The organism is Serratia sp. Tan611, from assembly GCF_905188235.1.
GTDB classification, from domain to species: domain Bacteria; phylum Pseudomonadota; class Gammaproteobacteria; order Enterobacterales; family Enterobacteriaceae; genus Serratia_B; species Serratia_B rhizosphaerae.
On record NZ_LR994655.1, the window covers coordinates 3,245,479 to 3,259,281 of the forward strand.

General features: G+C 55.4%; 14 protein-coding genes and 1 tRNA gene. 7 read left to right on the forward strand and 8 right to left on the reverse strand.

The window, feature by feature from the left end; genetic code table 11:
* Window positions 1–91 precede the first annotated feature (91 nt).
* A complete protein-coding gene (locus TAN611_RS15385) occupies window positions 92–1,552 on the forward strand; it encodes an AMP nucleosidase (RefSeq protein WP_105231820.1) in 1,461 nt (486 codons plus the stop codon).
* 45 nt (window positions 1,553–1,597) lie between these two features.
* Here the strand turns inward: TAN611_RS15385 and TAN611_RS15390 are convergent, their stop codons facing one another.
* The 3 genes from TAN611_RS15390 to TAN611_RS15400 form a co-directional block, all read right to left on the reverse strand.
* Window positions 1,598–2,998, reverse strand: a complete 1,401-nt coding sequence (locus TAN611_RS15390) for an MFS transporter (RefSeq protein ID WP_203067791.1) — start codon at window positions 2,996–2,998, stop codon at window positions 1,598–1,600.
* A gap of 197 nt (window positions 2,999–3,195) precedes the next feature.
* Window positions 3,196–4,383 (reverse strand): sugar transporter, encoded by a 1,188-nt coding sequence (locus TAN611_RS15395; RefSeq protein ID WP_197949927.1) that lies wholly within the window; start codon window positions 4,381–4,383, stop codon window positions 3,196–3,198.
* A 170-nt stretch (window positions 4,384–4,553) separates the two neighbouring features.
* The gene (locus TAN611_RS15400) at window positions 4,554–4,958 is read right to left on the reverse strand and encodes a hypothetical protein (protein ID WP_203066702.1); all 405 of its coding nucleotides are present in this window, start codon (window positions 4,956–4,958) and stop codon (window positions 4,554–4,556) included.
* Between the two features lie 480 nt (window positions 4,959–5,438).
* On the opposite strand from TAN611_RS15400, the gene TAN611_RS15405 reads away from it, so the two are divergent.
* A tRNA-Asn gene (locus tag TAN611_RS15405) sits at window positions 5,439–5,514 on the forward strand.
* Between the two features lie 54 nt (window positions 5,515–5,568).
* Here the strand turns inward: TAN611_RS15405 and mgrA are convergent.
* From mgrA to TAN611_RS15425, 4 genes are all read right to left on the reverse strand, one after another.
* Window positions 5,569–6,603 (reverse strand): L-glyceraldehyde 3-phosphate reductase, encoded by a 1,035-nt coding sequence (gene mgrA, locus TAN611_RS15410; RefSeq protein ID WP_105231824.1) that lies wholly within the window; start codon window positions 6,601–6,603, stop codon window positions 5,569–5,571.
* A 153-nt stretch (window positions 6,604–6,756) separates the two neighbouring features.
* The gene (tmaR, locus tag TAN611_RS15415; protein WP_105231825.1) at window positions 6,757–7,074 is read right to left on the reverse strand and encodes a PTS system regulator TmaR; all 318 of its coding nucleotides are present in this window, start codon (window positions 7,072–7,074) and stop codon (window positions 6,757–6,759) included.
* 162 nt (window positions 7,075–7,236) lie between these two features.
* Complete coding sequence (locus TAN611_RS15420) at window positions 7,237–8,301, reverse strand: FUSC family protein (RefSeq protein WP_203066703.1); 1,065 nt, start codon at window positions 8,299–8,301, stop codon at window positions 7,237–7,239.
* 131 nt (window positions 8,302–8,432) lie between these two features.
* The gene (locus TAN611_RS15425; protein ID WP_203066704.1) at window positions 8,433–9,200 is read right to left on the reverse strand and encodes an N-acetylmuramoyl-L-alanine amidase; all 768 of its coding nucleotides are present in this window, start codon (window positions 9,198–9,200) and stop codon (window positions 8,433–8,435) included.
* A 177-nt stretch (window positions 9,201–9,377) separates the two neighbouring features.
* Between TAN611_RS15425 and TAN611_RS15430 the strand changes: the two genes are divergently transcribed.
* Window positions 9,378–10,124, forward strand: coding sequence for a S24 family peptidase (locus TAN611_RS15430; RefSeq protein ID WP_105231828.1), 747 nt, complete (start codon window positions 9,378–9,380; stop codon window positions 10,122–10,124).
* A gap of 6 nt (window positions 10,125–10,130) precedes the next feature.
* On the opposite strand, the gene TAN611_RS15435 is transcribed toward TAN611_RS15430, so the two are convergent.
* Window positions 10,131–11,240, reverse strand: a complete 1,110-nt coding sequence (locus tag TAN611_RS15435) for an SDR family oxidoreductase (RefSeq protein ID WP_203066705.1) — start codon at window positions 11,238–11,240, stop codon at window positions 10,131–10,133.
* A gap of 254 nt (window positions 11,241–11,494) precedes the next feature.
* Between TAN611_RS15435 and TAN611_RS15440 the strand changes: the two genes are divergently transcribed.
* The 4 genes from TAN611_RS15440 to TAN611_RS15455 all read left to right on the forward strand — a co-directional run bounded on the left by TAN611_RS15440 (window position 11,495) and on the right by TAN611_RS15455 (window position 13,591).
* Window positions 11,495–11,653 carry a hypothetical protein gene (locus TAN611_RS15440; RefSeq protein WP_172606270.1) on the forward strand — a complete coding sequence of 53 codons (159 nt, stop codon included), beginning with the start codon at window positions 11,495–11,497 and terminating at the stop codon, window positions 11,651–11,653.
* Between the two features lie 157 nt (window positions 11,654–11,810).
* Window positions 11,811–12,053 (forward strand): DinI family protein, encoded by a 243-nt coding sequence (locus tag TAN611_RS15445; RefSeq protein WP_105231830.1) that lies wholly within the window; start codon window positions 11,811–11,813, stop codon window positions 12,051–12,053.
* Window positions 12,054–12,130: 77 nt separating this feature from the next.
* Complete coding sequence (locus TAN611_RS15450; RefSeq protein ID WP_111736762.1) at window positions 12,131–13,168, forward strand: hypothetical protein; 1,038 nt, start codon at window positions 12,131–12,133, stop codon at window positions 13,166–13,168.
* 12 nt (window positions 13,169–13,180) lie between these two features.
* Window positions 13,181–13,591, forward strand: a complete 411-nt coding sequence (locus tag TAN611_RS15455) for a hypothetical protein (RefSeq protein WP_111736761.1) — start codon at window positions 13,181–13,183, stop codon at window positions 13,589–13,591.
* Window positions 13,592–13,803: the final 212 nt, after the last annotated feature.

Consider the following 13,803-nt stretch of genomic DNA (forward strand, 5'->3'; position numbering starts at 1 on the left):
GCCACGGCGCTGATATGGATTTGTAACATATTGAGAATATGCTACTTTCTAACAATACCCGCAGTCGGACATCAACACGTTCAGAGGTACTATGGCTCATAGCAAAACAGGCAGTCACCACGCGGTCGCAGACGCGCTGGATCAGTTGGAAGCCCTCTACCAGGGTGCGGTCGAAGCGCTGCGTACGGCGATCGGCGATTTTATTGATAACGGCACGCTGCCGGACGCGCAGGCGCGGGCCGCCGGGCTGTTTGTCTACCCGGAGCTGCGCGTCAGCTGGCACGGCACCGCCCCCAGCGAAAAGAAAACCCGCGCCTATGGCCGCTTCACCCATCCCGGCTGCTACACCACCAGCGTGACGCGGCCGGCGCTGTTCCGCCACTACCTGGAAGACCAACTGACGCTGCTGGTGGAAGAATACGGCGCCGCCATCGAGGTGGCGCCCTCGCAGCGTGAAATCCCCTATCCGTATGTGATAGACGGCTCTACTCTGGAGCTGGAGCGTTCGATGAGCGCCGGGCTGGCGCAACATTTTCCGGTGCCGGAGCTGGCGCAGATCGGCGATGACACCGCCGACGGTCTGTCTCAGGCCAGCGACACCTTCCCGCTGTCGCACTTCGACGCGCTACGCGCCGACTTCTCGCTGGCGCGCCTGCGCCACTACACCGGCACGCCGGTGGAACACTTCCAGCAGTTTGTGCTGTTCACCAACTACACCCGCTATGTGGACGAATTTGTCCGCTGGGCCTGCAGCGAGATCGCCGATCCGGACAGCCCGTATCAGGCGCTCTCCTGCGCCGGCGGTATCTACATCACCGCCGATACTCTGTCGCCGGAGCAGGCCGTGTCCGATCTGGCATGGAAAAACAACCAGATGCCGGCCTACCACCTGATTGGCGCCAACGGTCAGGGCATTACGCTGATTAATATCGGCGTCGGCCCTTCCAACGCCAAAACCATCTGCGACCATCTGGCGGTGCTGCGGCCGAACGCCTGGCTGATGATCGGCCACTGCGGCGGCCTGCGTGAAAGCCAGTCGATTGGCGATTACGTACTGGCGCACGCCTACCTGCGCGACGACCACGTGCTGGATGCGGTACTGCCGCCGGATATCCCGATCCCCAGCATCGCCGAAGTACAGCGGGCGCTGTACGACGCCACCAAGCAGGTCAGCGGCATGCCGGGGGAAGAGGTCAAACAGCGGCTGCGCACCGGCACGGTGGTCACCACCGATGACCGCAACTGGGAGCTGCGCTACGCCGCCTCGGCGCTGCGCTTTAACCTCAGCCGCGCGGTGGCGGTCGATATGGAAAGCGCCACCATCGCCGCACAGGGCTACCGCTTCCGCGTGCCTTACGGCACGCTGCTGTGCGTCTCCGATAAGCCGCTGCACGGCGAGATCAAGCTGCCGGGGCAGGCCAACCGCTTTTATGAGGGGGCGATCTCCGAGCACCTGCAGATCGGCATCCGCGCCATCGACCTGCTGCGCGCCGAAGGCGAACGGCTGCACTCCCGCAAGCTGCGCACCTTTAACGAGCCACCGTTCCGCTGACGGTAAACGGCCCGGAAAATCCAGGCCGTTTGTTTTTATCTGCGTTTAAATCACTTCCAGGTCGCGGCCGCGAGTCTTCGGCCCGAAAATGCCAATCACTCCCATCACCATCAGCATGCTGAAGACGATAAAGCCGATGACGCCGGCCGACCCGCCGTACTGCAGGATCACGCCGATAATAATGCTGCTGAACGCCGTCGATAAGCGGCTGAAGGAGTAGCAAAAACCCACCGCGCGGGCGCGGATAAAGGTGGGGAACACTTCCGACTGATAAGAGTGGTAACTGTAGGTCAGCCAGGCGTTCGACCAGGTGATGAAAATACCGCACAGCACCAGCCACAGCGGGTTGCTCTGCCAGGCGAACAGCGAGCCGAAAATAACCGTCACCAGGCAGGAAAGAACGATTTGCCACTTGTTTTCCATCCGGTCGGCAAAGCGGCTGCAGATTAACGAGCCCAGCGGATAGGCCAGCGTGATAAAAAACGCATACAGCAGGCTGTGGGTCACCGAGGCGCCTTTGCCGGACAGCAGCGCCGGCAGCCAGTTGCCGAAGCCGAAAAAGCCGATCGCCTGGAAGAAGTTCATCACTACCAGCATCAGCGTACGGCCGCGGTAGCGCGGCGACCAGATATCGCGAAAACGCCCCTGTCGCCCCTCTTCCGCCGCCGGCGCGTCGCGCTGCGGAAACGGCGGCGCATTCGTCACGCCGCAGCGCTGCTCCATGCCCGCCATAACCTGACGAGCCTCGCCATAGCGTTGCTGCTGCACCAGCCAGCGCGCCGACTCCGGCAGGCCTTTACGCACCAGCCAAATCACCAGCGAGGCCAGCGCGCCGATAATCACCACGTAGCGCCAGCCGGTCAGCCCGAAAATGGTCTGCGGCACCAGCCACCATGACATCAGCGCCACCGCCGGCACCGATAAAAACTGGATAAAGAAAGCAAAGGCGAACGCGCGGGTGCGTAAATGCGCCGGGATCCATTCGGTGAGATAGGTGTCGATGGTTACCAGCTCGATGCCCAGGCCGACGCCGACCAGAAAGCGCATCAGCAATATCCATTCCGCCTGATTTTGCAGCGCCAGCAGCAGCGAAAATGCGCCGTACCAGGCCAGCGCAAACATAAAGGTCGCCCGCCGCCCGAAGCGGTCGGCATACGGGCTCAGCAGGCTGGCGCCGACAAACAGGCCAAGAAAAGTCACCGAGGCAAACGCCGCCTGATCGGAGACGCCGAACACGCCGTCGGCGCCGAGATGGAAAATGCCTTCGGCGATCATTGCGCCACTGATATAGCCGGTCTGAAACAGATCGTACAGCTCAAAAAAACCGCCTAACGACAACAGGGTAATAAAGCGCCATAGCCCGGCCGAGGCGGGTAGCGCATCGATTCTGGCCGACAGGTCCTGCTCATGAATCGGCGATTGCGCATCGGCCCGCCGGTTATCCATCACAAAAGTATCACTCACCAGCAACCTCTCGATAACATTGACATAGGCTGTCTATGCTAATGATTCGCGGACGGAGTTAAATTTTTAATTAGCAGGCTAAAGAAGTTAATTAAGCATAAAAAACTGCGGGGATGCGGTTTGGCTGGGGGAAAATTTAACCGGCTGACGAAGGGGGTTCGCCAGCCGGTCTATGCGGCTCAGGCGCGATGATGCTGCAGGCGCTCGCTGCGGTAGAAGTTCAGCACGCACCACCCCAGCGCAATCAGCGCCAGCGGCGCGCCCACCAGACCGATGCTCGGCATGCCAAGGTGCAGGCTGACCTGGTTGCCCAGCAGCGCCCCGCCGCCGATGCCCAGGTTGTACAAACCGGAGTAAATCGACATCGCAACGTCGGTGGCGTCCGGCGCCAGGCTCAGCACCTTCGCCTGCATCGACAGGCCGATAGCCATAATCGCCATCCCCCAGAACGCGCACAGCAGCGTCAGGTGCAGCTCACTGTCGGCGGCCGGCAGCAGCAGCAGCAGGCAGACGGCCAGCAGACCGATCGCGCTGATAAACAGCCCGGACGGGAAGCGTTCGCTGTAGCGGCTGAACAGCAGGCTGCCGATAATGCCGGTCGCGCCGAACAGCAGCAGCATCAGCGTGGTGAAGTTATCGCTCAGGCCGGCCACCCGCTGGATAAACGGCTCGATATAACTGTAAGCGGTAAAGTGCGCCGTCACCACAATGATGGTCAGCATATACAGGCTGACCAGCGCCGGGCGCTTGAACAGTACCGGTACGCTGGCCAGCGAGCCGGAGTGCTCGCTCTTCAGCACCGGCAGCAGCCGCCACAGCATCAGCAGCGCCAGCGTCGCCGCCACCGCGATGCCGATAAAGGTCATCCGCCAGCCCAGCAGCTGCCCGACGACGCGCCCCAGCGGCAGGCCGAGCACCATCGCCAGCGCGGTGCCGCCCGCCAGCATGCTCAGCGCCTGCGCTTTTTTGCCCGCCGGCGCCACGCGGATCGCCAGCGAAGCGGTAATCGACCAGAACACCGAGTGCGCCAGCGCCACGCCGGCGCGGGAAATCACCAGCGTGGTGAAGTTCCAGGCAACCGCCGTCAGCACATGGCTGCCGATAAACAGGATAAATACGCCAATCAGCAATTTACGCCGTTCGATTTTGCTGGTCAGCAGCATGCACACCAGCGAGGCAGCGGCAACAATCCAGGCGTAAATCGTAATGATCAGCCCCACCTGCTCGGTCTGCATGGCAAAACTTTGTGCTATATCGCTCAGTAAACCAACCGGAATAAACTCGGTGGTATTAAAGATAAAGGCGGAAACGGCAAGCACGACAACGCGCAGCCAGGCTGTGCGGCGGGAAGCGGCGACTTCGTTCATGAGTAAACAGATCCAGAACAGGTGGGTAGCAATGGGGATATTTTATCCAATTGCCGGAAAAAACGCGACACCCATCACACTTTTATGCCAATTTTTTTACTTACGCCGTCTATTCGCGCAGGAGAGAAGGATGACGTCCGGCAGCGAACGTCATCCAACCGCGCCGTCCGTCAGATGTTTTCCACCCGCTCAACTAGCGCCTGAGTTAACGCCGTACGAATGTCATTGCAGGCTTTGCCGATGCGGTATTGATAGCCGGAGTCCAGAATGCCGTTGATCTCACGGCTCAGATTGGCGCGCACCTGCGTATAGAGTTTGGCCTGCGTCAGAATCTGATTTAATTCGGCGTTTTTGCTCTGATAGGCCGCCGGCGAAACCTGCTGCAACGCATTCAGTTCTTTCATGCAGGTATACAGGGCGGCGTCGTTGCCCACATTCACTGCCGGCCGGGTTGATAACATGGAGGATGTTTCCGTGGCTTGCGCCTGCTCCGCCTTGGCGACGGAACGGTTGCCAGCCTGCTGACAACCCGCCAGTAACGCGCAAAACGTTACTACTGCGATGGTTCTTTTCATAACTTTCAAAATCCCAGAAATGCGGCAACGGCGGACTATATACGCCGTCAGACGTGCTGTTATAGGTATCAAACCGCCAGGCAAGCGCGTAGCGGCTTGTTTATCAGGGATATTCCCAAACAAGCCGCCATGCTAACACAGAAAAATCCCAACAAACAGTAAGGTGAAATGGAAAGTATTAATATAAACAGGGCTATCGTTTTTTTGTTAACTCTCTGGAAAGTAGCTAAAAGTCAGCAGGTCACCGGTCAGGCCGTCGCCTGCCGCTCCGCCATCGCCTGATAACCGCGCCTTCGTTAACGGCAACACGCCAGGCGATGGCAATAACAAGGTTTCTGCACGCAAAAACCGCACGGTTCAACATTAAGATGCTGAAAAATGGCGCAAATTGTTTATTAAGCCAGCGAACGCACCGTTTAACCCTCCTGACGCTTTGACAAAGCCCTTCCGGCTCGTTACTATGCGCCCCGTTCACACGATTCCTCTGTAGTTCAGTCGGTAGAACGGCGGACTGTTAATCCGTATGTCACTGGTTCGAGTCCAGTCAGAGGAGCCATATTTAGAAAAGCCCGCTTAAGGCAACTTAAGCGGGCTTTTTGCTATCCGGCGTTTAGCGATCGGACGATGCCTGCCAGAGATTAAGCTGGCCGTCGGCCACGTGCTCATCAATCTGCTGCAGCTCCGCCGCGCTGAATGTGAGGTTGTTCAGCGCCTGGCAGTTTTCCTCCAGCTGCTCCGGCCGGCTGGCGCCAATCAGCACCGAGGTAACTCGATTGTCCTTTAACAGCCAGCTCAGCGCCATCTGCGCCAGCGTTTGCCCGCGCTGCTGCGCCAGCTGGTTCAGCAGCTGAATGCTTTGCAGGTTCTGCGCGGACAGCATGCTCTCTTTCAGCGAACCGCCCTGCTCGCGCTTCATGCGCGAATCCTCCGGAATGCCGTGCAGATACTTATTGGTCAGCAGCCCCTGTGCCAGCGGCGTAAAGGCGATGCAGCCCGTCCCCTGCTGTTCCAGCGCATCCAGCAGGCCGCTGCTTTCGACCCAGCGGTTCAGAATGCTGTACGAGGGCTGATGGATCAGCAGCGGTATTTTCCATTCCCGCAGCAGCGCCGCCATTTTGACGGTACGGTCGGTGGAATAGGAAGAAATCCCCACGTACAGCGCCTTGCCGCTCTGCACCGCCTGCGCCAGCGCCGCGGCGGTTTCTTCCATCGGCGTATGTTCATCCACCCGGTGCGAATAAAAGATATCGACGTAATCCAGCCCCATGCGCTTCAGGCTCTGGTCGAGGCTGGCCAGCAGGTATTTGCGTGAGCTGCCGCTGCCGTAAGGGCCGGGCCACATATCGTAACCCGCCTTGGTGGAAATAATCAGCTGATCGCGATACGGCAGAAAGTCCTGCTGCAACAGCCGGCCGAAATGGCTTTCCGCCGAACCCGGCGGCGGACCGTAGTTGTTTGCCAGATCGAAGTGGGTAATTCCCAGATCAAACGCTTTACGCAGCAGCGCCCGCTGGGAAGAGAGACTGTGACCATCGCTAAAGTTGTGCCACAGTCCCAACGACAGCGCAGGCAGCTGTAGCCCGCTGTTGCCGCAGTAACGGTATTGCATCTGGTCATATCGGGAAGCATTTGCACAATAAGTCATGAGTGATCCCTACGCATTGTTTAATATTAAAACATTGTTTCAATATCAGACTAAAGCGTGGTTCACCGGCTGGCAACGGGTAAAACACATAACTTTGAGGCAGGTAAAATAAAGCAGGCCAGATCGTAGATCTGGCCTGTGGGGAACGTTGGGTTACTTCACTTCGCCCATGGCTTTCAGCTTTTTAGACAGCTCGCGACGCTCTTTCGACAGATCGGCATTTTTGATGATGTAGTCATCAACGCGATCTTCATAGTCGCTGCGCATATTGGCGATGATGGCCTGAATGTCTTCGATGCTCATGCCCGGCTTGATGTACTCGCTCAGGTTGTCCAGCAGCAGTACACGCTTCTGGTTATCACGGATTTTCTTTTCGTTATCGACGATTTCGCGCTGCAGCTTGTTTTTACGGCGGAACATACGCACAAACTCCAAAACATCCTGGAAACTCGGCTTAGTTGCATTATCCATCTTTATACCCTTGCTTTAGTAATACACAGATTCATTTGCTTACGGCCACAATGTTCTCAAGATACAGGTTTGTGGCGGTGCGGCACAACTCCCAATACCGCTATCTTACCCACTTTAGCGTCGCGGCCAAAACCCGAAGCGCACGCTTAATGATCTCACCCACTATTCCGCGCTGTCGGCGGTACAGACTTTAAGCAGATCGCCCAGTTCTTCCAACTGCTGCGCCAGCTGCATACTGAGCCACACATAGCCGTAAATCGGCGCTTCAACGTGCTGCCCGCCGGCTTCCTGCATCAGGGTTTTCAGCTCGGCGGAGATCTCCCCCAGCTCGCCAATGGTTTGCTGTGGCAGACCGGGGCCGCCGTGCTCCATCATCGCCGCCAGCGCCTCTAGCGAATGCAGCGTCAGCAGCTGAGCGCTGCGCAGCTTTTTGGCGTTCAGCATAATAAAGTGCGTTTCACGCGATGCCCAATAGGCATCGGCCAGCAGTTCCAGCGTGCACACCAGATTGCGGCTCAGGGTCTGCACCGCTTCAAAGACTTCGATGGAGATATGGCTTTCCTTACTGCTGGGGGCAATCAGGCTGCGCAGCTTCACCACCTGATTCAGCAGGCGCTTCAGGCGCAGCTCCAGCCGCGGCCTCTCCACCACGTTCGGCGACAAATAGGCGCCGTAAACCTGCCCGGCGGTGCGAAAACAGTCCGCCATCTGCATCCGCCACAGAATATAGGCGCGCTGCGGATAAATGCTGGTGAACAGCAGCGCCAGTATCGAACCGAAGATGACATCGCCGCTGCGCCACAGTGCGGTTTGCATATCGCCGCTGCCTTCGCCGCACACCACCGCCAGCGTAATGCCGATCAGCAACGCCATATAGGGCCGCTTGCCGAGAGTAAAGTAGCCGCAGACAAACATCACTACCCCGCACCACAGCAGCATCAGCGGCAATGAATAGATTGCCAGATACAACGCCACCAGCCCGGAGGCGGCGCCGAACACCGTGCCGGCAATGCGCTGCAGCGCCCGCTGCGACACATTGCCCCAAAACGATATCGGCCCCATCACCACCACCAGCGTAATCAGCGGCCAGGTGCCTTCCGGAACCTCCAGCAGGCGGATCAGTAAAAAGGTGAGAATAAACGCCAGCCCGATGCGCACACCGTGCACAATGCGGTAATGACGGTATATCAGGTGTTCAAATGAGGAAATGCCACGATCCAGACGCACGGTTAGTCCACTTACTGATAACGGAAAACCCTCAGTGTAGCGGAGCCAGCACAAAAATGGATAACCGGGAATGTAGAAGAATATGTACCGCAGCGGGAAACCGGGCGCAGCCGCTACGCCCGGCTTAGCTATTATGCAACGTATTTATCCACCAGCGCCTGCAGGATCGCCGCGGTTTCCGCATCCATTACGCCGTCATATTTCTGCGGACGGAAATGCAACTGAAATGCCCGCACCAGCTGGCGGTAGCCTTCGTCATCGCCGGCGGCGCTGACGTCATAGCCATATTTGGCAAACAGCGCCAGCAGTTGCTGCCGGTCAGGCAGCCCCTGGTTGCAATAGTAGTGCTGATAGCGCTGACGCGTTTCTTCCTCATACCAGGCGCCGACGCCGGCCTGATACAGCTGATGCCACGGGAACTGCGGACCGGGGTCGCTCTTGCGGCCGGGCGCAATGTCCGAATGCGCCACCACGTTGACCGGAGAAATGTCCGGGTAGCGCTGCAGAATATTGCGCGTCAGCTGGATCACCGCCTCAATCTGCTGCGGCTCAAACGGTGGGAACGTGATATCTTCGCCGTCGCCGCTGGCCAGATTAACGATCTCAATGCCGATCGAGGTGTCGTTCAGGCTGTTGCGCGCGCCCCACTGGCTGACGCCGGCGTGCCAGGCGCGCTCCTGCTCATCCACCAGGTTAAAGATGCGCAGCCCGTCGAACCCGGCCGCCTGATAGCTGGGATCCTGCGGATCCGGCACCAAATAGTGCGCGCTGACGGCGTTGCCGGTCAGCGAGGTGACCGAGTCGGCAAAATTTTGCGCGGTATAATGCAGCACCAGAAAGCGCACGCGGCGGTTAAAGCTGGCCACCGAACGGTAGCTGTTGTAATCGATAGTGAACATCGCAGATTCCCTCTTTGCGTTAGCTGTCCAAAGGTATTCGCATAGCATCATGATACGCGAAGGCTGGGTGGTATGAACATCACCACGCTTTATTTTTAGCTAAACGCTAAATTTTTAGCAAGCGTTTTTAGCGGATAAAATATTTACCTTTTTGCTAAAGAGTGCGATTATCCGCCCATGGAAACCAAAGAAATAAGACGCAATAATTTGCGCGACCTGATGGCCCGCTACGCACGCAACGGCACCAACCAGAACGAGTTCGCCGCCCTGGTGGAGTCTTCCGCGCCCACGCTGAGCCAAATTATCGGGGACAAATCTTCACGCAATCTTGGCGACAACCTCGCCAGGCGAATTGAAGCCAGGCTGAATTTACCCAAGGGCTGGTTCGATGTTTTCCATGAAAAGCAGCTGGCCAAACCCTTTGATAACGTCGATACGGCGTCAGACTTTCAGCCTGCCCGCCTGAAGCCGGTGGTGTGGGAAGACACCAACCAGGACAAGGAAGAGTTTGTGGAGATCCCCCTGCTGGATATCGATTTCTCTGCGGGCGACGGCTGCTATGAAATCGTCGACCGCGAAGAATTTTCGCTGATTTTCCGCCGCTACTATCTGCACAAGATGGGCGTACCGGTGAATGCCGCGCGGATTATCCGCATCTCCGGCTCCAGCATGGAGCCGCGCCTGCAGGACGGTGACGTGGTCGGTATCAATACCGACGATTTACGCATCCGTGAAGGCAAAACCTACGCCATCCGCCACGGCAATCTCCTGCGTGTCAAAGTGCTGCTGGAGCAGCCGGACGGCGGCGTGATTATCCGCTCGCTGAACCGTGAGGAGTACCAGGATGAGTACCTCAGCTATCAGCAGCGTAAAGATCAGCTGGTGGTGCTCGGCCGGGTGTTCTGGTCATCCTCATCCTGGTAAGCGCGCTTATTTGAAGTCCACCGCCATCTGCTGCGGAATCGACTGGCCGCGGGTGCTGGCCACGCAGTGTGCGAGATAATCGGTAAAACGCGGCGGCTGCGGCATCCCCAGCTTCAGCAGTTTATCATTGCTAAAACGCACGTTGAGCATGGCGAACGAGCCGTACAGGCGCATCGCTTTCAGCATCAGCCGTTCGTTGCACGGGCCGAAGATATCCTTAAGTTGACGGCGCATCTTCACCAGCGCCTCATAGCTGACCTGCGCATAGTGTTCGCCAACCGGCGCCTGCTCCAAAGCGCTGGCCATGGCGCGGTCGATATCGGCAAAGCTGACGCTGCGCTCCGCCCCGGCGGAGATATGGTACACATCGTTCTCCAGCCGTTCGCCGTTCAGCAACATCACCAACGCATCGGCGCAGTAATCCGCCGGGATCACGTCAATTTTGTCCTGTAGCGAACACATAAATTTGCGCAGCATCAGCGCCATGCTGAATACCCAAAAAATGCTGCTGGATGGCTGGCAACCAAGGCGCGTGTGGCCGACGACGATCGACGGCCGGGCAATCACCAACGGCAGCTGCGGCAGTTGCTGACGCATCAGCTGTTCAATGGCAGATTTGGAACGGGTGTATTCCACCAGATGCTCGGCGTCTTCGGCGAACTCGCCGCTTTCTGCCACCAGCGTGCCCGGTTCCGGCGTACAGGACATGGCGGTGCCGACGTGTAAAAAACGCTGCAGCCCTTCCACCTGCGCCATTCTGCTGGCCAGTGCCAGCGTACCCTCAACGTTAACTTTCCAGATCAGCGGGTTATTGCCAAATGACGCCACCGCCGCACAGTTAATCACGTGCGTCACATTATTCAAGCGCACATCGCTCAGGAAACTTTCCGCGTCGGCCAAATCCCCCAACAAAATACTTTCCGGTGTAATTCTATCTAATACTTCAGGCGTCAGGTTAAACTTGGCCATATTATTTTTAATCCGTGCCAATCCCTGCTCTTTATTTTCCGCACGCACCAGAAGCAGATAGTTTACCTGCTGATTTTCAATTAATAATTTTTCCAGAACCGCACCACCCAGAAAGCCGGTAGCACCTGTCAGCAACAAAGTTTTCATTTCGTTTTACTCGTAGAAGGATAGAATAAAACGGATTTTAAATGGCAATAATTAAACGCATCATCAATCAACTATGCGGAGAGAAAATAAATATCGCCGTTAAGGCTTCATTAAGGTTTGAACTGAAATCCATACAATATCTTTAGTTACACTCTTATATTCACACTCAAGATATTTAATCGGTTCGTTGAAGGATTATTTATATTATCTCTGTCTTAATACGCGTGATTTTTCCCTTTTATTTCGGAACCACTATGAGTTACAACCAAAAAGTCTGGTCAGCGGTACTCTTGATGTGCGCCCTGTTCTGGACAGCAATCATCGGCACGTTCTGCACGTTGAATGACCATCATCACCAGCCAGGAAGCTACGCCGAGCAAAAAAACAGCGTTGCCAAGCATCCGACATGTTAAGAATAATGCATTGAAATTAAACCTATTTCATCATCCGCTCTTTTCCTGGCTCTCTTTTATCTACGCATAGAGGCATGTGCGCTCTGCTCTGCTTGACGGAAAGACACCTTACGGATAAGAATACTGTACACAATCACAGTAACCTAAAGATGATGATATGTTTGTAGAGCTGATTTTTGACCAACGTAATGTGCAGGGATTGCCGGGCGCGGCCGGGATTATCAAGGACGAACTGACAAGGCGGGTGCACAAGATTTTTCCCGATGCCGAAGTGAGGGTAAAACCCATGCAGGCCAACGGCCTGAATACGGATGTCAGCAAGAGCGACAAAGAAAAACTGAACCGCCTGCTGGAAGAGATGTTTGAAGAAGCCGATCAGTGGCTGGTTAGCGACCTGTAGCCGTTGAAATATTAGGTAAGGTTAGTTTAAGGTACATAGGCTAAAAGTCCCTATCGACTATGACAAGGAGTCACCCCATGGCCTTACCTCCCCGTCAACGGATTGAACCTGGTTACTGCGTTGTTGAAACCCCTGGTTCGCTCACTTCGCAGGCAAACATGCTGTTCAGAAACCCAAACAGCGAAGCCGCCCGCTATTACCTGCAGCTTAATGCCGATACTCCATGGGTGAAGCCGGGACATATTCTGATCGTTGCCGATCCGCACAACCCCCACCAAGGCCCAGCCCTACACCATTTACGCCGGGCCAAAAACCAGGTGAATAAAGCGATGGCGCAGGTGGATGCCGAACAAGCGACATTTCTGCAGCGCAATTACGACACTCTCGCCACCATACTTAATGGCAGCAGCACCGGATTAGGCATCGCCAGTGATTCAGGGAAACGCTACTTTGAACGAATTGATGAAATATTGCGAAAAGTAGAAGCTACGTATCAGAACCAGTTCCGCACCCAAGGTACGCTGATTGGACAGCAGTTTTTTGTCGAACGGAATCGCCTGTTTGGGGAACTCAAAGTGATGCTGGATAAACCTGTATTCAGCCGACTAACGCGTAAAATCCTGAATCTGCGTCCGTATGACAGCATCAAAAGCGCCCTGAATTTGTCAAGCCGCTCAATTGTCCATGAGTGGTCTACGGTTGGGGTGGGCGCGATTAGAGGTTATTCGACTTATCTGGATGGAACCAGCAGAGCCATTAAATTTATGAAGAATGCTGGATGGGTGGGTTTGGCAATATCAGCGACCAGCACGACCAATGACGTGTATCATGCCTGTACAACCGGCCGCGAGAATGAATGCGGTCATGTTGCCTTCAAAGAATACGGCGCCTTTGTTGGCGGAGTAGGATTAGGTTCAGCTGGAGGTACCTGGGGAGCTCTGGCTGGGGGTGGAGTTTGTGTTGCCTTAGGAATTATCAGTGCCCCTATGGCCGGTAGTGCCGGCGTAGCATGTGCCATCATAGGCAGTGGTATTGGAGCATACGCTGGGACCACCGCAGGTGAAGCTATTGGTAGAGGTGTAGGACGCGGTATGGCCGATATCTTGTTTAAGTAACATAGGTAAATTATGAGTGATGCAGTTAGAAATTTTGGTACAATAATAGCCTTCCTAGGGATGTTGCTCTTTATTTTTAGCATTGCCTATTTTTCTTACATAAAAAAAGATTATAACAACACGATTTCAAAATATTTATCACATGGTTTGTTTATGAGGCGATTTGATATGCTTGCCGCTTCTGCGGGATATTTTGGCAGCATGATCGTTACCATATTTTTTTGGCAGCTTCTGACCCGAAAGCGCATTCAACTGTCCAAAAATGAGTACCTTGGGAATGAATCTTACGATTTTGTCAATGCTTTACCAGAGAGTGAAACACGTTGGATTAAACGCTACTTTCACCTCTTTTTAATCTGGTCATTTTCAATGCTCTTGGGAGGGGTGCTGATGTATCTACCCGACTGGCTACCTATCTCGTGACGGAGACTAAAACCATTATTGCTATCTGGTAGGAGGGCTGTTAACGGCTATATGGGCAGAAAGTATAGTGATTACGCTGCCGATATTGTTTAAAAATAATGATGAGATATCGCCAATGAGTTTCTATTTAATGTTTCTCGGGACAGTGCTTGGTTTCTCTGGTACTACTTTTTTCATATTTATTATGGTGTACTTCGGTTTCACAAAGAAAA